We start from the raw sequence: 25,362 nt of genomic DNA on the forward strand, positions 1-25,362 counted from the left end.
ACCCGACCGACACGCTAAGCTCCACTGGAGCTTCCTTCAGACCCAGAGGTTCCTTCAGATGCGAATTCTCGTCACCGGTGGTGCCGGGTTCATCGGCTCTGCCCTGATCCGCCACCTGATCGACAATACCGAGCATGAGGTCCTGAACCTCGACAAGCTCACCTACGCCGGCAACCTGGAGTCGCTGCAGCGCATCGCCAGCAATACCCGCTACGAACTCGTCCAGGCCGATATCGCCGATGCGGCCACGGTCAGCGCCGTGCTGGAGCGTTTCCAGCCCCACGCGATCATGCACCTGGCCGCCGAATCCCATGTGGACCGCTCCATCGATGGCCCGGCGGAGTTCATCCAGACCAACATCGTCGGCACCTACACCCTGCTCGAAGCCACCCGTGCCTGGTGGAGCCGCCTGCCATCGCAGGCACGTGCGGCGTTTCGCTTCCATCACATCTCCACTGACGAGGTCTACGGCGACCTGCAGGGTGCACACGACCTGTTCACCGAGACCACGCCCTACGCGCCAAGCTCGCCCTATTCGGCAAGCAAGGCCGCGTCCGATCACCTGGTACGCGCCTGGCACCGTACCTACGGGCTGCCGGTGCTGGTTACCAACTGCTCGAACAACTACGGCCCGTACCACTTCCCCGAGAAGCTCATACCGCTGATGATCCTCAGCGCCCTCGCCGGCAAGCCGCTGCCGGTATACGGCGACGGCCAGCAGGTGCGCGACTGGCTGTTCGTCGACGACCACGCCCGCGCCCTGCTCAAGGTGGTGACCGAAGGCCAGGTCGGCGAGACCTACAACATCGGTGGCCACAACGAGCAGAAGAACATCGATGTCGTGCACGCCATCTGCGCACTGCTCGAGGAGCTGGCGCCTGAGCATCCGGCCGGCGTGGCCCGCTACACTGACCTGATCACCTTCGTCCACGACCGCCCAGGCCACGACCTGCGATATGCCATCGACGCCAGCAAGATCGAACGGGAGCTGGGCTGGGTGCCCGAAGAGACGTTCGAGAGCGGACTGCGCAAGACCGTGCAGTGGTATCTGGACAACCTCCAGTGGTGCCGCCATGTCCAGGATGGCAGCTACCAGGGTGAGCGCCTGGGACATTCCAATTTCAAGGACCTGATCGCATGAGCAAAGGCATCGTCCTGGCGGGGGGCTCCGGCACCCGCCTGCATCCCATCACGCTTGGCGTTTCCAAGCAGTTGCTGCCCATCTACGACAAGCCGATGATCTACTACCCGATCTCGGTACTGATGCTGGCGGGCATCCGTGACATCCTCCTGATCTCCACCCCCCGGGACCTGCCCCAGTATCGCCAGCTGTTCGGCGACGGCAGCCAGTTCGGCCTGCGGATCAGCTATGCCGAGCAACCCTCCCCCGACGGTTTGGCCCAGGCCTTCCTGATTGGCGAGCAGTTCATCGGCAATGATCCGGTGTGCCTGATCCTGGGCGACAACATCTTCCACGGTCAAAGCTTCACCGAGCAGTTGACCCGTGCGGCCAGCCATCCCTCGGGCGCGACGGTGTTCGGTTACTGGGTCAAAGACCCGGAGCGCTTCGGCGTGGTGGACTTCGACGAGCAAGGCCGGGCACTTTCGATCGAGGAAAAGCCTGCCGAGCCCAAGTCCAGCTATGCCGTCACCGGCTTGTATTTCTACGACAATGACGTGATCGAGATCGCCAAGGGCCTGCGCCCGTCCCCCCGGGGCGAGTTGGAGATCACCGATGTCAACAATGCCTACCTCAAGCGCGGCGACCTGCGCGTGGAGCGCTTCGGTCGTGGCTTTGCCTGGCTGGACACCGGCACCCACGAGAGCCTGCTGGAAGCCTCGCAGTACGTGCAGACCATCGAGAACCGCCAAGGCCTGAAAGTCGCCTGCCTGGAGGAAATCGCCTACCAAAAAGGCTGGATCACCCGCGAGCAATTGCTGGCCAAGGCAAACGAACTGAAGAAGACTGGTTACGGTCAGTACCTGAACAAGATCGCCCAAGAGTCCACATGAAGATCATCCCCACCGACATCCCCGACGTGCTGATCATCGAACCTAAAGTGTTCGGCGACAGCCGGGGGTTTTTCCTTGAAAGCTTCAACGCCAGGGATTTCGCCGCACACACCGGCCTGGACGTCACCTTCGTCCAGGACAGCCACTCCTATTCGCGCAAAGACGTGCTGCGCGGCTTGCATTACCAAGTCGAGAACACCCAGGGCAAGCTGGTCCGCGTGGTGCGCGGCGAAGTACTGGATGTGGCCGTCGACGTACGTCGCAGCTCCCCGACCTGTGGCCGCTGGGTCGCCGCGCGCCTGTCGGCCGAGAACTTCCGCCAGATGTGGGTACCGCCAGGGTTCGCCCATGGGTTCGTGGTACTGAGTGAGGAAACCGAGTTCCTCTACAAGACCACCGACTACTACAACCCCGCTGCCGAGCGCTGCATCCGCTGGGACGACCCAACCCTGAACATCGACTGGCAACTGCAGGCGCCGCCGCAGCTATCGGCCAAGGACCAGCTTGGCAAGCTGTTCAGCGAGCTCGACCTGCTGCCATGAAACCACTGAAGATCCTCGTGTGCGGCCATAACGGCCAACTCGCCCAAGCCTTGCGCCCGCAGTTGGCCGACCTGGGCGAGGTACTGCTGCTCGGACGCGACCAGCTCGACCTGGCCAACCCCGGGCAATTGCGCGAACCGCTCTGGCAACTGGCCCCCGACCTGATCATCAACGCCGCTGCCCATACCGCGGTGGACCAGGCTGAACGCGAGCCTGAGCTGGCGTTCGCCATCAACGCCGAAGGCCCGCGCGTGTTGGCCGAGCAAGCCGCACGCCTTGGCGTGCCGCTGATCCACTACTCCACCGATTATGTCTTCGACGGCGACAAGCCCAGCCCCTACACCGAGGCGGACACACCCAACCCGCTGGGCGTCTATGGGCGCAGCAAGCTGGCTGGCGAACAGGCCATCAGTGCGGTGGGCGGCGAGCACCTGATCCTGCGTACCAGCTGGATCTACTCGCGACATGGGCGCAACTTCCTGCTGACCATGCAACGCCTGCTGCAAGAGCGCCCGCAACTGCGGGTGGTCGACGACCAGATCGGCGCGCCGACCTGGGCCGGCACCCTTGCCGTCAGCACCCGCGCCCTTATCGAGCGTTGGCAGGCAGGCCAGGCCGGCGCCTGGGGCATTTACCACCTGACGGCTCAAGGCGAGACATCCTGGTTCGGCTTTGCCCAGGCCATTGCCGAACAACTGCGCGCCCAAGGCCTACCCTGCGCCGAGTTGCTGCCGATCCCGTCCAGCGAGTACCCGACACCTGCGCGGCGGCCGCTGAACTCGCGCCTGGACTGCTCGCGCCTGGCCCGTGAATGGCAGGTCCAACAACCGCACTGGCACCAAGCGCTGATCGACTGCCTCAAGTAGCGCATAATTGCGCCAGATCTTTCTGGCGCATCCCTTGATGATTTCGACCTCCACGCCTCCACGCCGTCCCCGCTGGCGCAGCCTCGCCCTGCTGGCCCTGTGCCTGGCCCCCCTGCTCTGGCCGCTGCACCACCTAGCCGAGCGTTACTACCAGGAGGAACTGGCCTCACAAAATCGCCAGACCCTCGACCTCTACGTCGCCAACCTGCTGGGCACCCTGCACCGCTACGAGACCTTGCCGCAGATCCTCGGCGACCTACCGGCCCTGCGCGGTGCGCTCCACGACCCGTTCAAGACCGAAGCGGTGACCAACGCCAACCGACTGCTCAAGGAGATCGTCGAGCAGACCGGTGCCGAGGTCATGTACCTGATGGACGTCAGCGGCAATACCCTGGCCGCCTCTAACTGGGACAAGCACGACAGTTTCGTGGGCCGTAACTTCGCCTTCCGGCCGTACTTCCTCGAAGCCATGGAAGGGCGCCTGGGGCGGTTCTTCGGCCAAGGCACCACCTCGGCCAAGCGTGGGTATTTCTTCGCCGCAGCCGTGCACGACCGGGACAAGATCGTCGGCGTGCTGGTCGTCAAGGTCGACCTGGACCACACCGAAACCCTGTGGGGCCGTACCCCAGAGCAACTGCTGCTCACCGACCAGAATGGCGTGGTGGTGCTGACCTCGCGACCGGACTGGCGTTTTCGCGCCACCCGGGCGCTGACCGCCGCCGAGCGCGAGGCGATCGTCGCCATCCAGCCCTACCCGACCCAGGCCCCGCAACCGCTCAACCTCAACACCGCTGCCTGGCTGATCCAGACCCGCAGCATCAAGGAAACCGGCTGGCAAGTCAGCATCCTCGCCCCGCGCACACTGGTCGACCGCTCCGTGCAGACGGTCATGGCCATCGGTGCGGCCGCCCTGCTGGTGCTGATGCTGCTGGCGGGCCTGGTGATGCAACGGCGGCGCCATTACATCGACCGTATCGACTTCGAAGCCCGCGGCCGCCAGGAGCTGGAAAAGCGCGTGATGGAACGCACCGCCGACCTCGAAGGCCTCAACACCCGCTTGAAGAAGGAAGTGCTGGAGCGGGAACAGGCCCAACAGGAGCTGGTCCGCGCCCAGGACGAGCTGGTCCAGGCTGGCAAGCTGTCGGTGCTGGGCACCATGTCGGCCAGCATCAGCCATGAGCTCAACCAGCCATTGGCCGCTATCCGTAGCTATGCCGAAAACGCCGAGATCCTGCTCGACCATCAACGCATCGAAGATGCCCGTGGCAACCTCAAGCTGATCGGCGAGCTGACCGGGCGCATGGCCTCGATCATTACCCACCTGCGCGCCTTCGCCCGTCGCGACCGCCACGCCCCGGAAAGCGTCGCCCTGCAACCGGCGCTCGATGACGCCCTGGCATTGCTGGCCAAGCGCCGCCGGGCCATGGCCGTGGAGCTAATCCGCGATCTGCCCGACGCCACGCTCTGGGTCCAGGCCGGCGAAACCCGCCTGCGCCAGGTGCTCGGCAACCTGCTGGCCAACGCCCTCGACGCCCTGACCGAGAAAGCCAACCCGCGCAAGCTGTGGCTCAGTGCCGAAACCCGCGACGGCTACGTCTACCTGTACATCCGCGACAACGGCCCAGGCTTCAGCAGCCAGGCCCTGGAACACGCCAAGGAGCCATTCTTCACCACCAAGACCCGCACCCAGGGCCTGGGCCTGGGCCTGGCGATCTGTGAAAGCCTGATGCGAGCCCTAGGTGGCGAACTGCTGCTCGGCAACCACCCGGAAGGCGGCGCACTGCTCACCCTGCAGCTGCGTGTGGCCACGCCCGGCGCGAACCTGCAACCTTCGGAGGACCCCTCGGCATGACGACCGAGACACTCATCGACAGCCGCACCCAGGTCATCCTGGTGGACGATGACCCGCACCTGCGCCAGGCCCTGGGCCAGACCCTGGACCTGGCCGGTCTGAAAGTCACGACGCTGGCCGACGCCCAGGGCCTGGCCGAGCGCATCGCTGCGGACTGGCCTGGCGTGGTGGTCAGTGACATCCGCATGCCCGGCATCGACGGCCTGCAATTGCTGGAGCAATTGCATGGGCGTGACAGCGACCTGCCGGTGCTGCTGATCACCGGCCACGGCGATGTGCCGCTAGCCGTGCAGGCCATGCGCGCCGGGGCCTATGATTTTCTCGAAAAGCCCTTTGCCAGCGATGCCCTGCTCGACAGCGTACGCCGCGCCCTGGCCTTGCGCCGCTTGGTGCTGGACAACCGCAGCCTGCGCCTGGCCCTGAGCGATCGCCAGGAGCTGTCCACGCGTCTGGTCGGCCAGTCGCCGGCCATGCAGCGCCTGCGCGAGCAGATCGGCGCCCTGGCCGCCACCCGTGCCGACGTGCTGATCCTCGGCGAGACCGGCGCCGGCAAGGAGGTGGTGGCCCGCGCGCTGCACGACCTGTCGAGCCGTCGCGAGGGGCCCTTCGTGGCGATCAATGCCGGAGCCCTGGCCGAGTCGGTGGTCGAGAGCGAGCTGTTCGGCCATGAGCCCGGCGCCTTTACCGGCGCGCAGAAGCGCCGCATTGGCAAGTTCGAGTTCGCCAATGGCGGGACGTTGTTCCTCGATGAAATCGAAAGCATGAGCCTGGATGTGCAGGTCAAGCTGCTGCGCCTGTTGCAGGAGCGAGTGGTGGAGCGCTTGGGCGGCAACCAGCTCATCCCATTGGACATCCGCATCATCGCCGCCACCAAGGAAGACCTGCGCCAGGCCGCCGACCAAGGGCGCTTTCGCGCCGACCTGTATTACCGCCTGAATGTGGCACCGCTGCGCATCCCGCCGCTACGCGAGCGCGGCGACGATATCCTGGTGCTGTTCCAGCACTTCGCCGATGGCGCCAGCACGCGCCATGGCCTGCAAGCCCACAGCCTGCAACCGGCCCAGCGTGCCCTGCTGCTGCGTCACGACTGGCCAGGGAACGTGCGCGAGCTGCAGAACGCGGCAGAGCGCTTCGCCCTGGGTCTGGAGCTGGCCCTCGACGGCCAGACGCCCAGCATTCCCACCGCCCTCGAACCTGAGCGCAGCGGAACCCTCAGCGAACAGGTCGAACAGTTCGAGCGATCGTTAATCGCCGCCGAGCTGGCCCAGCCCCACAACTCCCTGCGCAGCCTCGCCGAAGCCCTCGGCATCCCGCGCAAGACACTGCACGACAAGCTGCGCAAGCATGGCCTGAATTTCGAAGGCGGCGCCAGCGGACACGACGATCAGGAGGAAACCCGCCCATGACCACCGACAGCCAGTACCTGCAGTCCGTACTGCACAGCGACATTCCCCTGACCCGGGAGATGGGCATGGAAGTCATCGGCTGGGAAGATCACTGCCTGCGCCTGCAGTTGCCGTTGGCGCCCAACGTCAATCACAAGAGCACCATGTTCGGTGGCAGTCTGTATTGCGGTGCGGTACTGGTGGGCTGGGGCTGGTTGCACCTGCGCTTGCGTGAGCTGGGCATCGATGACGGGCATATCGTCATCCAGGAAGGGCAGATCAGCTATCCGCTGCCGGTAACCGACACCGCCGTGGCACGCTGCGAAGCACCGGACGACAAGACCTGGGAGCGCTTCGTGGCGATGTACCAGCGCCGCGGACGGGCTCGCCTGACCCTCGATACCATCGTCTGCAACGCGGGCAGCGACGAACCCGCCGTGAAGTTCAGCGGCCAATACGTGTTGCATCGCTAGGCTTGCCGCTGCCGGGGGACGCCTTGCGTCCCAAATCATTCAGCGACCGATGGCCGCTGCCAATTGCAACAAGGCCGGGCGCCACGCAGCCGCGCCCGGCAAGGCCAGGAAGAATTCATTGAGCAGGGATTCACGCGCCGGGTAGCGGAACGGCTGGCCATCCAGCCCGATAACCTCGCCCCCGGCACCTTCCAGCACACCCTGGGCAGCGGCGGTATCCCATTGGGAGGTCGGCGCCAGTCGCGGATAGCAATCCGCGGCACCTTCGGCCAAGAGGCAGAACTTCAGCGAGCTGCCGACATTGGCCAGTTCCAGCTCGCCAACGGCACTGCCCAGTCCGTCCAACAGCGCTTCCTGCTGAGGGCTGGAATGTCGCTTGCTGGCGACCACCGTGAAGCGTCCGCCCTCCGGCGGTTGTTGACGCACCCGGATCGGCTCGGCAGTGGCATTCACCTCGGCGCGCCACGCGCCCAGCCCCCGGCCGCCGAAGTAGCAGCGTCCATTGGTTGGCATCGCCACCACACCAAACACTACTTCTCCCTCTTCGATCAAGGCGATGTTTACAGTGAACTCCTCGCTGCCGGCGATGAACTCCTTGGTGCCATCGAGCGGGTCGACCAGCCACCAGCGGCGCCAGGCCTGGCGCTCGGCCAGCGGGATCTCGCAATCCTCCTCCGACAGCACCGGGATATGCGGGGCCAGCACCTGCAAGCCATCCGCGATGACCTGATGAGCGGCGAGGTCGGCGGCGGTCACCGGCGAGTCATCAGCCTTGGCCGTCACCGCCACATCGGCGCGCCAGAACGGCAAGATCGCCTCACCCGCCAGCCGGGCCAGTTTCACCACTTCGTCCATCAATTGTTGATCGTTCATACGCTGAGCAGCCCCCGCTGGGTCATCAGGTCGCGGGCCAAGTACAGCGCCGCGAGCGCCCGGCCCTCGGAGAACTGCGGATGCATGGCCAACGCCGACAGTTCACGCAGATTGACCTTGTCCACGCGCATCGGCTCGGGCTCATCCCCTTCCAGACGTTCTTCGTAAAGATCCGTGGCGAGTACCACCTGGATTTTCTGGCTCATGTAGCCAGGTGAGAGGGACAGCTCGGTGAGATGCTCCAGTTGGCGCGCGCCGAAGCCTGCTTCTTCCTTGAGCTCACGGTTGGCTGCGGCCAGCACATCCTCGCCAGGCTCGATCAGGCCTTTGGGTAAGGACAATTCATACTCATCGGTACCACCACAGTATTCTTCCACCAGCACCGCATGCTCGGCGTCGAGCATGGCCACCACCATCACCGCGCCGTAGCCATTGCCGCGACCGACCAGGCGCTCGTAGGTCCGCTCGGTACCGTTGGAAAAACGCAACTGCACGGCTTCGACGCGGAACAGACGACTGCTGGCGACGATCTCGCGGGCGAGGACGGTGGGTTTCTGGCGCATGGGGCGGCTCCTTGGCGTGAACGGGTTACTATACCGTGGCTTGCCGACTGAACGAGAGTTTCCCATGCCTGTTCTTCCCTGGTCCGCCATCGATACCGTCCTGCTGGACATGGATGGCACCCTGCTCGACCTGCACTACGACAACCAGTTCTGGCTGGAGCACCTGCCACAGCGCTACGCCGAGCTGCACGGTGTCAGCCGGGCCATGGCCGAGCTCGAGCTGCAGCCGCTGTTCGAGCGCAATGCAGGCACCCTCAACTGGTACTGCCTGGACTTCTGGAGTCGCGAGCTGAACCTGCCGATCCGCGAACTCAAACAGGAAATCGCCGACCTGATTGCACTGCGCCCAGACGCCGATACCTTCCTCGCCGCAATCCGCCAAGCCGGCAAGCGCGTGGTGCTGATCACCAATGCCCATCGCGACTCGCTGTCGCTGAAGCTCGAGCGTGTGGAGCTTGCGCCCTATTTCGAGCGGCTGATCAGTTCCCACGACTACGGATTCCCCAAGGAAAGCCCGCAGTTCTGGGACGCCCTGCAGGCGGACATCGGCTTCGAGCCTGCGCGCAGCTTGTTCATCGACGACACCCTGGCGATCCTGCGCAGTGCGCAGCGCTTCGGCGTGGAGCATTTGCTGGCCGTGCGCCAGCCCGACAGCAAGGCGGGGCCGCGTGATACCCAGGAGTTCGCGGCGGTAGAGGATTACCGACAACTGCTGGACGGTCTGTGAGCATGCATTCGCGGATAAACCCGCTCCCACGAAGATCACACGGGAGCGGGTTTATCCGCGAATCGGGACAACAGGCAATCAGTCAGGAATGCGCAGCACCTGTCCCGGATAGATCTTGTCCGGATGCTTGAGCATCGGCTTGTTGGCCTCGAAGATCTTGTTGTACTTGTTGGCGTCGCCATATTCGGCCTTGGCGATGGCGCTCAAGGTATCGCCTTTCTTGACCGTGACGAAGCGCGCCGCCTGGGCCACGGGCCCTGTGACCGTGATCTGGTCATCCACCGAAGCCACGCCATCGATGTTGCCCGCCGCGAGGATGATCTTCTCCTTTTCTTCCTGGCTCGCCACCTCGCCCTTGAGCACGATGGTATCGCCCTGCACGGTGGCGGAAATGTTCGGGTTACCCAGGCCGACGGATTCGACGTGCTTCTTGAGCTGCGCCTCGGCGTTGGCGTTTCCGGGCGTCAGTAAGTCGATCAGTTTTTCACCGGCTTCCTTCACGAAACTGAACAGGCTCATGTCACTCTCCTTGATGATCAAACAGGGAAGCAGGAGTCTAGGACAGACTTGGCCCATCTGCCTCGCCAGCCAATCGACGCGCTCTATCAGGGGATAGAACCTAGCGACTAGACGTCGCCTGCCTGCAAGCCTAGGCTTGTGCAGGTAACAAGCCGCCGGTAATCCGCTCTGATGAACAGCAAACCCCCAGTCTGCGCGGCGCCCACGCCTCTTGCCTTGCCTGCCGCCAGCAATACCTACGACTACGTACAACTCACCGATGACGTGCGCGACAAGACACCGCTCGCCGAAGAGGTGGCCCTGGCGATCGTCTATAACGGTCTGAACCAGGCCGTGATGCTGGTCAGCCCTACCGACCTGGAAGACTTCGCCGTCGGGTTCAGCGTCGGTAGCGGTATCGTCGCCAGCACAGACGAAATCTATGACGTGAAGCTCTCTGGCAGCGGCTCGGCGCTCTACGCCGACCTGGAGATTTCCAGCCGCGCCTTCTGGAACCTGAAGAACCAGCGTCGTCAGTTGGCCGGCACTAGCGGCTGCGGCCTGTGCGGCGTCGAAGCCCTGGAGCAGGCGCTACCCGAGCTGGCCACGCTGCCCGGAGCGCCCCTGCCTCCGGCGCATTGGTTGGCCGGGCTGCGTCAGCGCATCGATGCCTTCCAGCCCCTCGGGCAGCACTGTGGCGCGGTGCATGCGGCGCTGTTCATGGACCGTGACGGCGAGCTGCTGCTGGGCCGTGAAGACATCGGGCGCCACAACGCGCTGGACAAGCTGATCGGCGCGCTGCTGCGCCAACGCATCGATACCGAGGGCGGCCTGGCCATCGTCACCAGCCGTTGCAGCCTCGAGCTGATCCAGAAGGTCCTGCGTGCCGGCATCCAGACCCTGGTCAGCCTCTCGGCACCGACCGGCCTGGCCCTGCAATGGGCCCGCAAGCACAACCTCAACCTCATCCACTTGCCCAAACACAGCGCACCACGGGTATACAGCCCTGTGGCGGAGCAGTCGTAGGGATGAACGCGCCCGAGACGACGGCCTCCCCCTCTGTTCGAAAACTGGCGAACAGCCATAAAAAAAGCCCTGTCCGCAACGGCCAGGGCTTTGTCTCAAGTAGCTTCAGACAAGCAAAATTGGAGAAAGTTTCACCTAAAAAACAAGAAGTTAGAGAATTGTGTACAAGTCGTGCTACTCGTCGGATTTCCATTGCCAGCCGCCTCGCCGAGCCTCAAATTCGCCTCGTCATCCCTATGAGGCTCTCTCGATGAAGAAGTACTCCTCGATTCTGTTGTTGTCTTTCAGCTTGCTCAGCGGCGTTGCCATGGCCGGTGGCAATACCGAGGCCGGCATTGGCGGCGCATTGGGTGGGGTACTCGGCTCCGTAGTAGGCAACTCCATCGGTGGTAGCACCGGCGGCGCCATTGGTGCCGGCCTGGGCGGTGCGGCCGGCGGTGCCCTGGGTGCCGACAAGCGTCAGCGCGGTGAAGCCGCCATCGGTGGTGCACTGGGCGCTGCCGGCGGTAACGTAGTCGGTCGCTCGATGGGCGGCACCACCGGTAGCTATATCGGTGCAGCCGCCGGTGGTGGTGCTGGTGGTGCCCTGGGTAACTACCTGGGCAACAAGGCCGACGATGACGAGCGTCACGACCGCCGCTACCGTCGTGACTACGACGACCGCCGTCACTGGGACCGTGGCCACCACTACGGCCACCGCAAGCACAAACGCCACTGGCGTTACGACGACTGATCATTCAGTCAAGCAAAGGCCCTGCCCTGACCGGCAGGGCCTTTTCGTTGGTGTCGACCTGGGTGCTTAGCCGTTGAGCTGCAAGCCTGCCAGGGACATTTGCAGGGCGTCAGGGAAGGTCACCGGATTGCCGGAGGCACGCTCCACGAAGACCTGCACCACCGTCCCCGCCGCGCAGGCTTGTGGCTCGCCTGGACGGAACAGCGCCAAGTGGTACTCCACCGTGCTGCCTGCCAGGCGCATCACGCCCAACCCCACTTCGAGCACATCGGGAAAGCCCGGCAAGGCATAGAACTGCGCCGCCGAGCTGATCACCACGCCCGCCAACTCACCCTCGCGCAAGTCCAGCTCGGCCTGCTCGACGAGAAACGCCTGGATGGCCGTCTCGAAGTAGCCATGCACCGTCGCGCCGGCAATATGACCATTGACGTCGTTGTCCTGTGGGCGGGTGAGGATGGGATGGAAGTGGTTGAAATGGCTGCGCTGAGGGGATTCGTTCATAGGTTTCCCAGGCTTGGTGACGCGAGTGGAGGTTGCGGCCGTCATTCAGGAGCATCTGGACTGCCCAGCAGCCCAATCGCCAGACAAGCCCACGATTGCTTCAGCGACCATACCATCGGCTCAGGACCAGAAACAAAAAAGCCGCCCCGGGGGGCGGCTTTTTCATCCGTGCTGGCGAGCTTACAGCTGTGGGCCAGCGGCCTTGATGGCCTCGGAGACGTCGAACTTCTTGAAGTTCTCGATGAACAGATTGGCCAGGCCTTTGGCGGCCTCGTCGTAGGCAGCCGAGTCAGCCCAGGTGTTGCGTGGGTTGAGCAGGACGGTCTCGACGCCCGGAACGGCCTTCGGCACATCCAGGTTGATGATGTCCAGGTGCTCGGTCTCGGCACCGATCAAGGCACCGCTCTGGATCGCAGCGATCACGGCGCGGGTGGTCGGAATGCTGAAGCGCTTGCCAACGCCGTAGCCACCACCGGTCCAGCCGGTGTTGACCAGGTAGACCTTGGAGCCGAAGCCCTTGATGCGCTTGATCAGCAGTTCAGCGTACTCACCAGCCGGACGCGGGAAGAACGGAGCGCCGAAGCAGGTGGAGAAGGTCGACTTAATGCCGCCGCCCGAACCCATCTCAGTGGAACCGACCAGCGCGGTGTAGCCGGACAGGAAGTGATAGGCCGCCTGCTCGTTGTTCAGGATCGAAACCGGAGGCAGAACGCCAGTCAGGTCGCAGGTCAGGAAGATGACCGCGTTCGGCTCGCCGCCCAGGTTCTTCGCGGAACGCTTCTCGACGTGCTCCAGCGGATAGGCAGCGCGGCTGTTCTGGGTCAGGCTGCCATCGGCGTAGTCGGCATGCTTGGCATCGTCGAGAACGACGTTTTCCAGCACTGCGCCATGCTTGATGGCTTTCCAGATGACCGGCTCGTTCTTCTCGGACAGGTCGATGCACTTGGCGTAGCAGCCGCCTTCGATGTTGAAGACAACGCCTTCGCCCCAACCGTGCTCGTCGTCACCGATCAGGTAACGGCTCTCGTCGGCCGACAGGGTGGTCTTGCCGGTGCCGGACAGACCGAAGAACAGGGTCACATCGCCTGCTTCGCCGATGTTGGCGGCGCAGTGCATCGGCAGTACGTCGGCGGCTGGCAGCAGGAAGTTCTGCACAGAGAACATGGCTTTTTTCATTTCGCCGGCGTAACGCATGCCAGCGATCAGCACTTTCTTCTGGGCGAAGTTGATGATGACGCAACCATCGGAGTTGGTGCCGTCACGCTCTGGAACGCACTCGAAGTTGGCGACGTTGAGCACTTGCCACTCGTCACGACCGGCCGGGTTGTACTGGGCCGGATTGATGAACAGGCAACGGCCGAACAGGTTCTGCCAGGCAGTCTGGGTGGTCATCTTGACCGCCAGGTAGTGCTCGGCGGCAGCACCTACGTGGACGTGGGAAACGAAGTGCTCTTGAGCGTTGTTGAACGCCTCGACGCGAGCCCACAGAGCATCGAACTTGTCAGCCGGGAACTTGCGGTTGATCGGGCCCCAGGCAATGGCACCGGAGGTGCTGGGCTCGTCGACGATGAAACGGTCAGCCGGCGAACGGCCGGTACGATGACCGGTTTTCACAACCAGTGCGCCAGTATCGGCCAGCTCGCCTTCACCGCGGGACAGCGCTTCTTTTACCAGCTCATCGACGGTCAGGTCGGTGTACACGGTGTTGTTGGCTTGCGTCATGAGATACCCCATCCGGCCCAAGGCCGAGTGCTCCAAACGTTTTGTAGTTGTCTATTTCAAACTACTACAGCGAAAAAAGTGGCCGGATTATGCCAGAAAAGCCCAAAAAAAGTAGGCCCCTCCTGTCAGAACTGCGCTTTTGCGCAATTCGACAGGAGTTTCTCCTGTAGTGAAGCGTTTCAGTGCTGAGTATCTGACGGTGCCTCGGTGCCACCACCTGCAAACAATTGCGCCACATCACTCGCGTCGAAGAAATAGCGCTCGTTGCAGAACTGGCAATCGATCTCGACCTTGCCACCACACTCTTCCACCAGCGCCTTGGCATCCTCCTCGCCGAGGCTCACCAATGCATTGCCGGAACGCTCGCGCGAGCAGCTGCAATGGAAGCGCAGGGGCTCGATGTCGAACAGACGCACGGCGTCCTCATGGTAGAGGCGGTGCAGCAGGGTTTCGTTGTCCAGAGACCATTCCTCAGGCTTGAGGGTGCCTGCCAGGGCCACGACATGCTGCCAACTGCCCTCGCGCTCTTCTTCGTCGCGCTGACGATCGATCGGCAACTGCTGCAGCAGCAGACCACGGGCCTTGCCACCCTTGGCATCGAGCCAGAAGCGCGTGTTGAGCTGCTGGGACTGGACGAAGTAATTGGTGAAGCACTCCGACAGGTTGGCGCCATCGAGGTCCACGGTGCCCTGGTAGCGCTGGCCCTTGACCGGGTCGATGGTCAAGGTCAGGTGCCCGTCGGGCATCAGCTGGGCCAGGGTGGCGTCGGCCGGGATCTGGTCCGCCTCGTAGCGCGCCATGCCGCGGATGTCGCGATCACTGGAGCACTCGACCATCAACAGCGGAATCGGCCCCTGGGAGCGCGCCTGAAGCACCAGCAGGCCATCGAACTTGAGCGCGCCCACCAGCAATGCGGTCGCCGCCATCAGTTCACCGAGCAGCACGGCGACCGGCTGAGGGTAAGGATGACGGGCCAGCACGTCGGCATAGCTCTGCTCGAGCGCCACCCACTCGCCGCGGATATCGCGGTCGTCGAAGATGAAACGTTGGGTGAAGTCGGTATCCGGCAAATCGCTCATAGGTTTTGGCTATCTGAAAATGATGACAAAATGGTTACAGGGAATTACGACTCCCGTGGCAGAGCGTCCACGAGACGCTCTTAACCCCGCTGGTAATAGAGGTATTTTATGGACAATCGACCACTGTTCCAAGCAAGGTGGTCCTGGGGACCCCTCGTAGCCTGTACCCTGCTGCCTGTTGCTCTACTGTGTTTCTGGTTATGGCCTTTTGGCCAGATCCTGTGTCTGACTTTAGACGAGTGGCTGTTCCACAGCCTCAACGCGCCCTTGGCCGACAATACCCTCTGGCGATACGTCTGGACCCTCGGCAGCCTGCGTCCTTTCGATATCGTCGTCGGCCTGATCCTGCTGGCCCTGCTGATCCGGGGCAACTGGGTGTTCAAGGCGACCCAGGTGCGCGAAGCCTTCTTCGGCTTTCTGGTAACGCTGTTCCTCTTAGTGGTGGTTCGCGTGCTGTTTTCCAAGTGGGTGGCGTTCATGGGCTGGCAACACAACAGCCCATCGATGGTCTTCGACAACGTAGTCCATCTCAGCGACTACTACCCGAATCTGGAAGCCAAGTGGGAACTGAAGGATCGCTCCAGCCAGAGTTTTCCTGGCGATCACGCTTCGGTGCTGTTGATCTGGGCGCTGTTCATGAGCCTGTTCAGCCGCACCCTGCTGCAGCGGCTGGTGATCTGGGGCCTGGCATTGCTGTTCATGCTGCCGCGCCTGGTGGCAGGCGCACATTGGGGACAGGACGATTATATCGGCGGATTGCTGATGGCCGTGCTGGCCTTGGGCTGGAGCTGCCATACGCCGTTGGCGGCGAAGGCCAGTGCGGCGTTACTGCGCTGGACCGACCCGTTGTTCAGATGGCTGGCGCGATTGCCGCTGGTGGGCAGGATGAGCGTCATTCGCACGGCCTGAATGGCCATCGGGGCCGCGCTGCGGCCCCTACTCATTCATAACTGCCATGCAGTTGGTGAATCTGGCGCCGTTGCTTCTTGGTCGGCCGCCCATCGGTGGTCACACCCATCGCGCCGGCCTTGCGCATCTCGGCAGCCTGCTCACGTCGCCGAACGCTTTCTTCGGTCTCTTCGTACAAGGCCTGCGCCTGCGGCGCCCCGCGCCGCACATCCGACAATGCCTTGACCACCACGGTGCGCTCATCGAATCCGGTGCGCAGCACGAACTCGTCACCCACCCGAGGCTCCTTGCCCGGCTTGCAGCGTTCGCCCCGGCAATGCACCTTGCCACTTTCGATGGCCGCCTTGGCCAGGGCGCGTGTCTTGTAGAACCGCGCCGCCCATAGCCATTTATCCAGGCGCACCTTGTCGTCTTCTTCCGCTTTGTGGGCCATTGCATTACCTCGAATTCTGTCTTTCACGGAACTGTACTACCGTAACTTGCGGATGCAAAAAGTCCGTGCCGTGCTTACAGTTCACCACCTCATTCGCAGGGCGTGTTTCGTGAAGACATTTGACCATCTGACTGTAATCGGCCTGCGCGAGTGGGTCGCCCTGCCCGACCTCGGCCTGGCGGGCCTGCGCGCCAAGATCGATACCGGCGCCAGTACTTCCAGCCTGCATGCCACGGACGTAGAACCGTTCGAGCGTGACGGCCAACCCTGGGTGCGCTTCACCGCTCATCTGGGGTCAGTGGTGCAACTTCGCCATCGCCGCTGCGAAGCCCCGTTGGTCACGATGAAAACCATCAAGAGCTCCAACGGCCAAGCCCAGGTCCGCTACGTGATCCGTACGCCGCTGGCGTTGGGCGACCGGGTCTGGGAGGTGGAGTTCACCCTGGCCTGTCGCAAAAACATGCGCTATCGCCTGCTGCTCGGTTCCAAGGCGCTGATTCATGGCCAGTTGGTGGTCAATCCTGGCCTTAAGTACGTTCAGGACAAACCGGCCTTTCCGGCCACCCTTTCCCCTGTCACAGGTGCTGCATGAAGATCGCTGTGCTGTCGCGCAATCCACGTCTGTATTCCACCCGCCGCCTGGTCGAAGCCGGTACCCAGCGTGGCCACGAGATGGTGGTGATCGATACCCTGCGCGCATACATGAACATCGCCAGCCACAAACCGCAGATCCACTATCGCGGCAAACCGCTGGAAGGTTTCGACGCAGTCATCCCGCGCATCGGCGCGTCCGTCACTTTCTATGGCTGCGCGGTGCTGCGTCAGTTCGAGATGATGGGCGTCTACCCGCTCAACGAATCGGTGGCCATCGCACGCTCGCGCGACAAGCTGCGCTCCCTGCAACTGCTGTCACGTCGCGGCATCGGCCTGCCGATCACAGGTTTCGCCCATTCGCCGGATGACATTCCCGACCTGATCCAGATGGTCAACGGTGCCCCCTTGGTGATCAAAGTGCTCGAAGGCACCCAGGGCATCGGCGTGGTGCTGTGCGAAACCACCAAGGCTGCCGAATCGGTGATCGAGGCGTTCATGGGTCTGAAGCAGAACATCATGGTCCAGGAATACATCAAGGAGGCGGGCGGTGCCGACATCCGCTGCTTCGTCGTCGGCGACAAGGTCATCGCGTCGATGAAGCGCCAGGCCAAACCTGGCGAGTTCCGCTCCAACCTGCACCGCGGCGGCGTCGCCAGCCTGATCAAGATCACCCCCGAAGAACGCATGACCGCCATTCGTGCGGCCAAGGTCATGGGTTTGAGCGTGGCGGGGGTGGACATCCTGCGCTCCAATCACGGGCCGCTGGTGATGGAGGTGAACTCCTCGCCGGGGCTCGAGGGAATCGAGGTCACCACCGGCAAGGACGTGGCCGGGATGATCATCGAACACCTGGAGAAGAACGGCGGGCCGAACCAGACACGGACCAAGGGCAAGGGCTGAGACAACGCAACACCGGTGCCGTGACAGGGCATCAAACGGCGTTACGGGGTAACAGCAACCCCAACGGCAGCCTTACGCGCGCTTCGATACCGCCTCCGGAACGATTGCGCAACTCGACATTACCCCCGTGCTGGGCCGCGATCCGCTTGACGATCGCGAGCCCCAGCCCGGTGCCCTTGCCGCCCCGGGCACGATCCCCGCGGATGAAGGGGTTGAAGATGGTCTCCAACTCCGACTCGTCTATCCCCGTGCCTCGGTCCAGTACGCTGAGCACCACATAGGGCGCGCTCTGGTCACCCGACACGTAGGCCGCCACTTCGACCCCCTTGCCAGCGTGATGCAAGGCATTACCGATCAGGTTACCCAGCATGCGCTTGAGCGACACCCGGCGCAGTGGGAACGGCGGAATCGGCTCCAGGCACAGGCGCACCCGCTCCTCTGGCTGGTTGTAGGGCGCCACGACTTCGCGAACCAGTGCGCCCAGATCGGCCACTTCCACCGGTTCGTCCCGACCATCGCGGATGAAGGCCAGGAACTGGTCGAGGATCGCATCCATATCCTCGATGTCGCGGACCATGTCATCCGTCAGTTCACTGTCATTGGCCATCAATGACAACGACAGGCGCAGGCGGGTCAAGGGGGTGCGCAAGTCGTGGGACACCCCCGCCAGCATCAGCTCACGCTCGCGTCCGGCCTGCTCGACGTCTTCGGCCATCTGGTTGAAGGCCCGGTATACCTCCGTCATCTCGCTTGGTGTGTCGCTGATCGGCAGACGCACGCTGCGCCCCTGGCCCAACTGTCGGGCAGCGAACACCAGTCGCTTGAGCGGCTGGTTGAGCTGGCGCACGAAGATCCACGCCGAAGCGGTGGACAACAAGCCGATGGCCAGGAACCAGCCCAGCACGTTCCAGATCTTCTGCCCCCGCAGCGGGTGCGGATACAAAGGCACCTTCAACCAGCCCGGGCCCAGGCTCGGCGCGTTGACCCACAAGGCAGGCGGCGCGTGGATGCGCAGCCGCACCTCGGTGTCATCGCCAAGTTCGGCCTGCATCTGGCGTTGGTAGATCTCGCTGTAGGGCCAATGCTGCTCGCCCTCCGGCACACCGGAGCCGGTGACCCGGATCAACCCCGCCGCCTCGGCGATCTTGTCGCGGTTCTCCTCGTCGGCGGCCCAATAAGCGCGCAGTGTCAGGGCCACGCCGTGGCTGTACTGGCGATCGACCAGCACGTCCTCGTTCATCAGCAGGTACACCAGCGTCAAGGCCTTGGAGAACAGGACGACGATCAGCACCAGCCACAGGGTGCGGGCGAAGAAGCTTTGCGGGAACCAAAGAGGCGTTTTCATCTGGACAACTACTGCGCTGCGCTCACGGGCGGGGCTCGACAGGGTGCAGGCCTGATCCAGACGCAAACAGGGCGACCCCATCGGGTCGCCCTGGTGCGTGATGGCAAGCCTGCAGGCTCATATTCATTTGCTGGCGTTTCCGTCCGGCACGAAGACGTAGCCTACACCCCACACGGTCTGGATATAGCGCGGTTTGGAAGGGTCCGGCTCGATCATGCGGCGCAAGCGCGAGATCTGCACGTCGATGGACCGCTCCAACGCATCCCACTCGCGGCCGCGAGCCAGGTTCATCAGCTTGTCGCGGGTCAGCGGCTCGCGGGCGTGCATGACAAGCGCCTTGAGCACGGCGAACTCGCCGGTGGTCAGCATGTGCACTTCATCGCCACGCTTGAGCTCGCGAGTGGCCAGCGAAAGTTCGTAGTCGCCGAACGTGACCGTCTCGTCCTCGCTGCCAGGCGCACCCGGTACAGTCGGAGCCTGCCGACGCAACACGGCCTTGACTCGCGCCATCAGCTCATCCGGGTTGAAAGGTTTGCCCAGGTAGTCGTCGGCCCCCAGCTCCAGGCCCTTGATGCGACTGAGCTCGTCGCCCTTGGCGGTGAGCATGATGATCGGGATCTGGTTGTTGGCCTTGCGCAGGCGGTTACAGGCAGAGAGGCCGTCCTCGCCGGGCAGCATCAGGTCGAGCACCACCAGGTTGAAGACCTCACGCGCCAGCAGGCGGTCCATCTGCTCGGTGTTGGGCACCGCGCGGGCACGATAGCCCTTGCTGGTGAAAAAACGCTCCAGCAGGCTGCTCAGCCCCGGATCGTCATCGACGATGAGAATCTTCTCGCCTTCAGCGGTATTTGCGGTGCTGGTCATGAATAACTCCTTTGATATAGCCGCGCATTATGGCGTAGCCATGACAACGCGTGCCGTGTGCATTGTTAGCAGATTTTTCCCCTGGCGCCACTTCCTGCCTGGCCGAGGCTGGCCCGGCGCTATCACCGCAAGCCCGGCACGATGGGTATAATGCGCCGCTTTCACCCTGCGCCGCCGGGCCTGAATGCCCCCTTGCGGCCTCCAGCATTCATTATTTGTCAGGTGGTTCTCATGGACAGCATCAACAGCCGTATCGCCGAGGAACTGGGCGTTCGCCCGCAGCAGGTCGAAGCGGCAGTGGCCCTGTTGGACGAAGGCTCGACGGTGCCTTTCATCGCCCGTTACCGAAAGGAAGTCACCGGCAGCCTGGATGACACCCAGCTGCGTCACCTGGAGGAGCGCCTGCGCTACCTGCGCGAACTCGACGAGCGCCGCGCCAGCATCCTGGCCAGCATTGAGGAGCAGGGCAAGCTGACCCCGGAGCTGGCCCGCGAGATCAAGCTGGCCGACACCAAGACCCGCCTGGAAGACCTCTACCTGCCCTATAAGCAAAAGCGCCGCACCAAGGGTCAGATCGCCCTGGAAGCCGGCCTGGGCGAACTGGCCGACGGTCTGCTCAACGACCCACAACTGACCCCGGAAACCGAAGCGGCGCGCTTCGTCGATGCCGACAAGGGCGTGGCCGACGTCAAGGCCGCCCTGGAAGGGGCCAAGTACATCCTCATGGAGCGCTTCGCCGAAGACGCCGCCCTGCTCGACAAGCTGCGCGTGTTCCTCAAGCAGGAGGCGGTGCTCAGCGCGCGCGTGGTGGCCGGCAAGGAAGAAGAAGGCGCCAAGTTCCGCGACTACTTCGCCCACGACGAACTGCTGCGCAGCGTGCCGTCGCACCGCGCCCTGGCGATCTTCCGTGGCCGCAACGAAGGCGTGCTGACCGCCTCACTGAAGGTAGGCGAGGAGCTGCCAGGCACACTGCACCCCTGCGAACTGATGATCGGCAACCACTTTGGCCTGGAAAACCGCAACCGCCCGGCCGACAAGTGGCTGGCCGAAGTGGTGCGTTGGACCTGGAAGGTCAAGCTGTACACCCACCTGGAAACCGACCTGTTCGGCGAGCTGCGCGACAACGCCGAGAGCGAGGCGATCAACGTCTTCGCCCATAACCTGCACGATTTGCTGCTCGCCGCGCCCGCCGGTCCTCGCGCCACCCTGGGCTTCGACCCGGGCCTGCGCACCGGCTGCAAGGTCGCGGTGGTCGATGCCACCGGCAAGCTGCTCGACCACACCACGGTCTACCCGCACGCGCCGAAGAATGACTGGGACCGCACCCTTTCCATTCTCGCTGCGCTGTGCGCCAAGCACTCGGTGGAGCTGATCGCCATCGGCAACGGCACCGCCAGCCGCGAGAGCGACAAGCTGATCATCGAACTGGTGAAGAAATACCCGGCCCTGAAGATCACCAAGGTCATGGTCTCGGAGGCCGGCGCGTCGGTCTACTCCGCCTCTGAACTGGCAGCCCGCGAGTTCCCGGACCTGGACGTCTCGATCCGTGGCGCGGTCTCCATCGCCCGCCGTCTGCAGGACCCGCTGGCCGAACTGGTGAAGATCGACCCCAAATCCATCGGCGTCGGCCAGTACCAGCACGACGTCTCGCAGGTGAAACTGGCGCGCGGCCTGGACGCTGTGGTCGAGGACTGCGTGAACGCCGTGGGCGTGGACGTCAACACCGCCTCCGTGGCCCTGCTGACCCGCATCTCCGGCCTGAACGCCACCCTGGCCCAGAACATCGTCGCCCACCGCGACGCCAACGGCCCGTTCACCACCCGTGCGGCGCTGAAGAAGGTCAGCCGCCTGGGCGAGAAGACCTTCGAACAGGCCGCAGGCTTCCTGCGGGTAATGAACGGCGACAACCCGCTGGACGCCTCGGCGGTTCACCCGGAAGCCTACCCACTGGTGCAGCGCATCGCCGCCGATACCGACCGCGACATCCGCTCGCTGATCGGCGACAGCAGCTTCCTCAAGCGTCTGGACCCGAAGAAGTTCACCGACGAAACCTTCGGTCTGCCAACTGTCACCGACATTCTCCAGGAGCTGGACAAGCCCGGCCGTGACCCACGCCCCGAGTTCAAGACCGCCACCTTCCAGGAAGGGGTCGAGGACCTCAAGGATCTGGAGCCCGGCATGATCCTCGAAGGCGTGGTGACCAACGTCACCAACTTCGGCGCCTTCGTCGACATCGGCGTGCACCAGGACGGCCTGGTGCATATCTCGGCGCTGTCGGAGAAGTTCGTCAAGGACCCGCGCGAGGCGGTCAAGGCCGGCGACGTGGTCAAGGTCAAGGTCATGGAAGTGGACATCCCACGCAAGCGTGTCGGCCTGTCCATGCGCATGAGCGACACGCCCGGCGAGAAGGTCGAAGGCAACCGTGGTGGCAATCGTGGCAATGGCGGCAATCGCCAGCAACAGGCACCGCGCCCGCGTGAAACCGCAGCCGCACCGGCCAACAACGCCATGGCCGCGCTGTTCGCCAACGCCAAGCAGTTGAAGAAGAAGTGATGCAGATCCCGGCCGAATACGTTGAAAGCGCCTTCAGCCAACTCCTGGGCTGCCGCCTGCAACGCCTGGAAACAGGCGTAGCCGAGGTGGCCCTGACGCTCGAGCCGCACTTGCGCAACCGCGGCCAGAAGCTGCACGGCGGGGCGATCTTCAGCCTGGTGGACATCGCCATGGGCCTGGCCTGCTCGGCCAGCCATGGCTTCGATCAGCAGAGCGTGACGATCGAATGCAAGATCAACTACATGCGCGCAGTGAGTGACGGTGAAGTCGTGTGCACCGCCCAGGTGCTGCACGCCGGGCGCCGTACGCTGGTGGTCGACGCCGACGTATTCCAGGGCGACAAGCGCGTGGCCAAGGCGCAAGGAACCTTCGCGGTTCTCTAGCTCACCAAGGCTTATCTGCGGTATTTTCGGCGTTATCAAGTATCGGGGCCGCTGCGCGCCCCATCGCAGGCCTTGCCAGCGATGGGCTGCGAAGCGGCCGCAGTCGGCACTGGCACTGCTGAAAACCCAGACAAACCAGGCGACAACGCCAGTTCCTTTTCCAACTACCCTTGTAGACCGTCATCCCTACCCCCATATTGGGGCGACTGACGCGTGAAGGAATACATCTTGAGCGAACTCCTCAACCGCCGCCTGAGCCTGCTCGGCGCCAATCTCCCCCTGCTCAAGCAGTGCCTGCACGGTATTGAGCGCGAATGCCTGCGTGTGACCGACGAAGGTCGCCTGGCCCAGACGCCGCACCCGGAGGCCCTGGGTTCGGCGCTGACCAACGAGCAGATCACCACCGACTATTCCGAGTCGCTGCTGGAGTTCATCACCCCCGCCCTGGCGGACCCGGCCAAGGTGCTCGAGAGCCTCGACGAGATCCACCGCTTCGTCTATGCCAAGCTCGGCGACGAATACCTGTGGAGCCCGTCCATGCCCTGCACGTTGCCGGCCGAGGAAGACATCCCGATCGCCGAGTACGGCACCTCCAACATCGGCAAGCTCAAGCATGTCTACCGCAAGGGCCTTGCCCTGCGCTACGGCCGCACCATGCAGTGCATCGCCGGCATCCATTACAACTTCTCCCTGCCCGAGGCGCTGTGGCCGCTGCTGCGCGCAGCCGAAGGCAGCGAGGAAAACGACCGCGACTATCAGTCGGCGGCGTACATCGCCCTGATCCGTAACTTCCGCCGCTACAGCTGGCTGCTGATGTACCTGTTCGGCGCATCGCCCGCCCTGGACAAAGGCTTCTTGCGCGGCCACCCGCACCAGCTCGAAGAGCTGGATGGCGAAACCCTGTACCTGCCCTACGCCACCAGCCTGCGCATGAGCGACCTGGGCTACCAGAGCAATGCCCAGGCTGGCCTGACGCCTTGCTACAACAACCTGGCCAGCTACACCGACAGCCTGCGCAAGGCGGTCGGCACGCCCTACCCGCCCTATGTCGAGATCGGCACGCACAAAGATGGCGAGTGGGTCCAGCTGAACACCAACATCCTGCAGATCGAGAACGAGTACTACTCGAACATTCGCCCCAAGCGCGTCACCTATACCGGCGAACGTCCTATCCAGGCCCTGACCTCCCGCGGCGTGCAGTACGTCGAAGTGCGTTGCCTGGACATCAACCCGTTCCTGCCAGTGGGTATCGATCTTCCCCAGGCACGTTTCCTCGATGCCTTCTTGCTGTTCTGCGCCTTGGACGACAGTCCGCTGCTCGAAAGCGGCGAATGCGGCCAGTGCACCAACAACTTCCTCACCGTGGTCAAGGAAGGCCGCCGTCCGGGCCTCGAACTTCGTCGCAACGGCCAGCCCATCGGCCTGAAGGATTGGGCCAGCGAGCTGATCGCCCGTATCGCCCCACTGGCCGAACTGCTCGACCGCGCCCAAGGCGGTGAAGAACACGCCAAGGCGTTGGCCGCACAGCAGGCCAAGGTCGACGATGCCTCCCTGACGCCGTCGGCCCAAGTGCTGGCGCGCATGGCCGAACACAACGAAACCTTTGTCCAGTTTTCCCTGCGTCAAAGCCGCCTGCATGCCGGAACCTTCCGCGAGCAACCGCTGAGTGTCGAGCGCCAGCAGGCTTTCGAGACCCTGGCGCGCGAGTCGCTGGCCGAGCAGTCGCGCCTGGAGCAGCAGGAAGTCGGTGACTTCGACCTGTTCGTGGGTGCCTATCAGGCCAGTATCCTGGCCATCAGCAACTGATGAGCCGCGCCACCAGCCCGCGTAAGCCACGCGCCAGCAGCCAGGCCAGGATCGACGCGATCCTGGCCGCGGCGCGCGGACTGCTCGCCGATCAAGGCGTGGCGGGCCTGTCGATCTACAGCGTGGCCGAGCGGGCACAGATCCCGCCGTCGTCGGTGTACCACTTCTTCGCCAGCGTACCGGCACTGCTCGAAGCCTTGACCGCTGACGTGCATCTGGCGTTTCGCGAAGCCCTGAGTGCCCCCATCGACAGCAGCACGTTCACCACTTGGCACGACCTGTCACGGCTGATCGAGCAGCGCATGCTGGACATCTACAACGAGGATGCGGCCGCACGCCAATTGATCCTCGCCCAACATGGCCTGAGCGAAGTGGTCCAGGCCGACCGCCAGCACGACCTGGAGCTGGGCGAACTGATGCACAAGCTGTTCGAGCAGCACTTCCAGCTACCGGCGATGCCCAGGGATGTGGATGTATTCGCCCTGGCCATGGAGCTGAGCGACCGGGTCTATGCGCGCTCGATGCAACTGCACGAACAGATCACCCCACGCATGGCCGAGGAAGGCAAGCGGGTGTTCGAGGCGTACCTGGGGCTGTACCTGCCGCCGTTCCTGCCCAAGCGCTGAACCACAGGGGACCGCTGCGCGGCCCACTCACGACACAAGGCCACTGCTGCCGGGCATCGTGCACCCTGCAGGAGCGGCCTTGTGTCGCGAGAGGGG

At 63.7% G+C, this 25,362-nt stretch carries 26 protein-coding genes; 17 read left to right on the forward strand and 9 right to left on the reverse strand.

What is annotated here, in order from left to right:
* The first annotated feature begins 58 nt into the window (after positions 1 to 58).
* The 7 genes from rfbB to ABOA88_RS02495 are packed head-to-tail and all read left to right on the forward strand — an operon-like array spanning position 59 to position 7,131.
* Positions 59 to 1,141: a dTDP-glucose 4,6-dehydratase gene (rfbB, locus tag ABOA88_RS02465; RefSeq protein WP_196167924.1), complete on the forward strand. Its 1,083-nt coding sequence runs from the start codon at positions 59 to 61 to the stop codon at positions 1,139 to 1,141.
* Positions 1,138 to 2,013 (forward strand): glucose-1-phosphate thymidylyltransferase RfbA, encoded by an 876-nt coding sequence (gene rfbA / locus ABOA88_RS02470; RefSeq protein WP_196167925.1) that lies wholly within the window; start codon positions 1,138 to 1,140, stop codon positions 2,011 to 2,013. Before rfbB ends, rfbA begins: the two co-directional genes overlap by 4 nt.
* A complete protein-coding gene (rfbC, locus tag ABOA88_RS02475; protein WP_196167926.1) occupies positions 2,010 to 2,555 on the forward strand; it encodes a dTDP-4-dehydrorhamnose 3,5-epimerase in 546 nt (181 codons plus the stop codon). The genes rfbA and rfbC overlap by 4 nt, the downstream gene beginning before the upstream one ends.
* A 5-nt stretch (positions 2,556 to 2,560) precedes the next feature.
* The gene (gene rfbD, locus ABOA88_RS02480; RefSeq protein WP_367850683.1) at positions 2,561 to 3,421 is read left to right on the forward strand and encodes a dTDP-4-dehydrorhamnose reductase; all 861 of its coding nucleotides are present in this window, start codon (positions 2,561 to 2,563) and stop codon (positions 3,419 to 3,421) included.
* Positions 3,422 to 3,458: 37 nt separating this feature from the next.
* Positions 3,459 to 5,273 (forward strand): sensor histidine kinase, encoded by a 1,815-nt coding sequence (locus ABOA88_RS02485; protein ID WP_196167927.1) that lies wholly within the window; start codon positions 3,459 to 3,461, stop codon positions 5,271 to 5,273.
* Positions 5,270 to 6,679 (forward strand): sigma-54-dependent transcriptional regulator, encoded by a 1,410-nt coding sequence (locus tag ABOA88_RS02490; RefSeq protein WP_367850629.1) that lies wholly within the window; start codon positions 5,270 to 5,272, stop codon positions 6,677 to 6,679. The genes ABOA88_RS02485 and ABOA88_RS02490 overlap by 4 nt, the downstream gene beginning before the upstream one ends.
* On the forward strand, positions 6,676 to 7,131 hold the full coding sequence (locus tag ABOA88_RS02495) for a thioesterase domain-containing protein (RefSeq protein WP_196167929.1): 456 nt from the start codon (positions 6,676 to 6,678) through the stop codon (positions 7,129 to 7,131). The genes ABOA88_RS02490 and ABOA88_RS02495 overlap by 4 nt, the downstream gene beginning before the upstream one ends.
* Positions 7,132 to 7,170: 39 nt before the next feature.
* Here ABOA88_RS02495 and cysQ read toward each other — a convergent pair whose 3' ends face one another.
* Positions 7,171 to 8,004, reverse strand: coding sequence for a 3'(2'),5'-bisphosphate nucleotidase CysQ (cysQ, locus tag ABOA88_RS02500; protein WP_196167930.1), 834 nt, complete (start codon positions 8,002 to 8,004; stop codon positions 7,171 to 7,173).
* On the reverse strand, positions 8,001 to 8,567 hold the full coding sequence (gene nudE / locus ABOA88_RS02505; RefSeq protein ID WP_196167931.1) for an ADP compounds hydrolase NudE: 567 nt from the start codon (positions 8,565 to 8,567) through the stop codon (positions 8,001 to 8,003). Before nudE ends, cysQ begins: the two co-directional genes overlap by 4 nt.
* Before the next feature lie 64 nt (positions 8,568 to 8,631).
* Here nudE and yrfG point away from each other — a divergent pair, with 64 nt between their 5' ends.
* The gene (gene yrfG, locus ABOA88_RS02510; protein ID WP_196167932.1) at positions 8,632 to 9,294 is read left to right on the forward strand and encodes a GMP/IMP nucleotidase; all 663 of its coding nucleotides are present in this window, start codon (positions 8,632 to 8,634) and stop codon (positions 9,292 to 9,294) included.
* Positions 9,295 to 9,372: 78 nt separating this feature from the next.
* Here yrfG and lysM read toward each other — a convergent pair whose 3' ends face one another.
* Entirely contained in the window at positions 9,373 to 9,813 is a 441-nt protein-coding gene (gene lysM, locus ABOA88_RS02515) for a peptidoglycan-binding protein LysM (RefSeq protein ID WP_043208319.1), read from the reverse strand.
* Between the two features lie 171 nt (positions 9,814 to 9,984).
* Between lysM and fdhD the strand changes: the two genes are divergently transcribed.
* Positions 9,985 to 10,818, forward strand: coding sequence for a formate dehydrogenase accessory sulfurtransferase FdhD (gene fdhD, locus ABOA88_RS02520; RefSeq protein WP_196167933.1), 834 nt, complete (start codon positions 9,985 to 9,987; stop codon positions 10,816 to 10,818).
* Between the two features lie 250 nt (positions 10,819 to 11,068).
* Positions 11,069 to 11,551, forward strand: a complete 483-nt coding sequence (locus ABOA88_RS02525; RefSeq protein WP_196167934.1) for a glycine zipper domain-containing protein — start codon at positions 11,069 to 11,071, stop codon at positions 11,549 to 11,551.
* 66 nt (positions 11,552 to 11,617) lie between these two features.
* Here the strand turns inward: ABOA88_RS02525 and ABOA88_RS02530 are convergent, their stop codons facing one another.
* From ABOA88_RS02530 to hslO, 3 genes are all read right to left on the reverse strand, one after another.
* Entirely contained in the window at positions 11,618 to 12,052 is a 435-nt protein-coding gene (locus ABOA88_RS02530) for an acyl-CoA thioesterase (RefSeq protein ID WP_367850628.1), read from the reverse strand.
* 180 nt (positions 12,053 to 12,232) lie between these two features.
* On the reverse strand, positions 12,233 to 13,774 hold the full coding sequence (locus ABOA88_RS02535) for a phosphoenolpyruvate carboxykinase (RefSeq protein ID WP_196167936.1): 1,542 nt from the start codon (positions 13,772 to 13,774) through the stop codon (positions 12,233 to 12,235).
* 179 nt (positions 13,775 to 13,953) lie between these two features.
* On the reverse strand, positions 13,954 to 14,853 hold the full coding sequence (hslO, locus tag ABOA88_RS02540; protein WP_070572017.1) for an Hsp33 family molecular chaperone HslO: 900 nt from the start codon (positions 14,851 to 14,853) through the stop codon (positions 13,954 to 13,956).
* Between the two features lie 108 nt (positions 14,854 to 14,961).
* Here hslO and ABOA88_RS02545 point away from each other — a divergent pair, with 108 nt between their 5' ends.
* Positions 14,962 to 15,762 carry a phosphatase PAP2 family protein gene (locus tag ABOA88_RS02545; protein WP_196167937.1) on the forward strand — a complete coding sequence of 267 codons (801 nt, stop codon included), beginning with the start codon at positions 14,962 to 14,964 and terminating at the stop codon, positions 15,760 to 15,762.
* A 31-nt stretch (positions 15,763 to 15,793) separates the two neighbouring features.
* Here the strand turns inward: ABOA88_RS02545 and ABOA88_RS02550 are convergent, their stop codons facing one another.
* Complete coding sequence (locus ABOA88_RS02550) at positions 15,794 to 16,195, reverse strand: RNA-binding S4 domain-containing protein (RefSeq protein ID WP_196167938.1); 402 nt, start codon at positions 16,193 to 16,195, stop codon at positions 15,794 to 15,796.
* A gap of 109 nt (positions 16,196 to 16,304) precedes the next feature.
* Here ABOA88_RS02550 and rimB point away from each other — a divergent pair, with 109 nt between their 5' ends.
* Entirely contained in the window at positions 16,305 to 16,787 is a 483-nt protein-coding gene (rimB, locus tag ABOA88_RS02555) for a retropepsin-like aspartic endopeptidase RimB (protein ID WP_328306830.1), read from the forward strand.
* Positions 16,784 to 17,689: a 30S ribosomal protein S6--L-glutamate ligase gene (rimK, locus tag ABOA88_RS02560; RefSeq protein ID WP_043208300.1), complete on the forward strand. Its 906-nt coding sequence runs from the start codon at positions 16,784 to 16,786 to the stop codon at positions 17,687 to 17,689. The genes rimB and rimK overlap by 4 nt, the downstream gene beginning before the upstream one ends.
* Before the next feature lie 31 nt (positions 17,690 to 17,720).
* Here the strand turns inward: rimK and ABOA88_RS02565 are convergent, their stop codons facing one another.
* Positions 17,721 to 19,034, reverse strand: coding sequence for an ATP-binding protein (locus tag ABOA88_RS02565; RefSeq protein WP_070572020.1), 1,314 nt, complete (start codon positions 19,032 to 19,034; stop codon positions 17,721 to 17,723).
* Between the two features lie 123 nt (positions 19,035 to 19,157).
* A complete protein-coding gene (gene ompR, locus ABOA88_RS02570; RefSeq protein ID WP_367850627.1) occupies positions 19,158 to 19,898 on the reverse strand; it encodes an osmolarity response regulator transcription factor OmpR in 741 nt (246 codons plus the stop codon).
* Between the two features lie 231 nt (positions 19,899 to 20,129).
* On the opposite strand from ompR, the gene ABOA88_RS02575 reads away from it, so the two are divergent.
* From ABOA88_RS02575 to ABOA88_RS02590, 4 genes are all read left to right on the forward strand, one after another.
* Positions 20,130 to 22,451 carry a Tex family protein gene (locus ABOA88_RS02575; RefSeq protein ID WP_196167939.1) on the forward strand — a complete coding sequence of 774 codons (2,322 nt, stop codon included), beginning with the start codon at positions 20,130 to 20,132 and terminating at the stop codon, positions 22,449 to 22,451.
* On the forward strand, positions 22,451 to 22,834 hold the full coding sequence (locus ABOA88_RS02580) for a PaaI family thioesterase (RefSeq protein ID WP_052352403.1): 384 nt from the start codon (positions 22,451 to 22,453) through the stop codon (positions 22,832 to 22,834). Before ABOA88_RS02575 ends, ABOA88_RS02580 begins: the two co-directional genes overlap by 1 nt.
* A gap of 228 nt (positions 22,835 to 23,062) precedes the next feature.
* Positions 23,063 to 24,640 carry a glutamate--cysteine ligase gene (gene gshA / locus ABOA88_RS02585; protein WP_196167940.1) on the forward strand — a complete coding sequence of 526 codons (1,578 nt, stop codon included), beginning with the start codon at positions 23,063 to 23,065 and terminating at the stop codon, positions 24,638 to 24,640.
* On the forward strand, positions 24,640 to 25,266 hold the full coding sequence (locus ABOA88_RS02590) for a TetR/AcrR family transcriptional regulator (RefSeq protein ID WP_367850626.1): 627 nt from the start codon (positions 24,640 to 24,642) through the stop codon (positions 25,264 to 25,266). The genes gshA and ABOA88_RS02590 overlap by 1 nt, the downstream gene beginning before the upstream one ends.
* Positions 25,267 to 25,362: the final 96 nt, after the last annotated feature.

Source organism: Pseudomonas sp. PKS (assembly GCF_051913525.1).
Taxonomy (GTDB): domain Bacteria; phylum Pseudomonadota; class Gammaproteobacteria; order Pseudomonadales; family Pseudomonadaceae; genus Aquipseudomonas; species Aquipseudomonas guariconensis_D.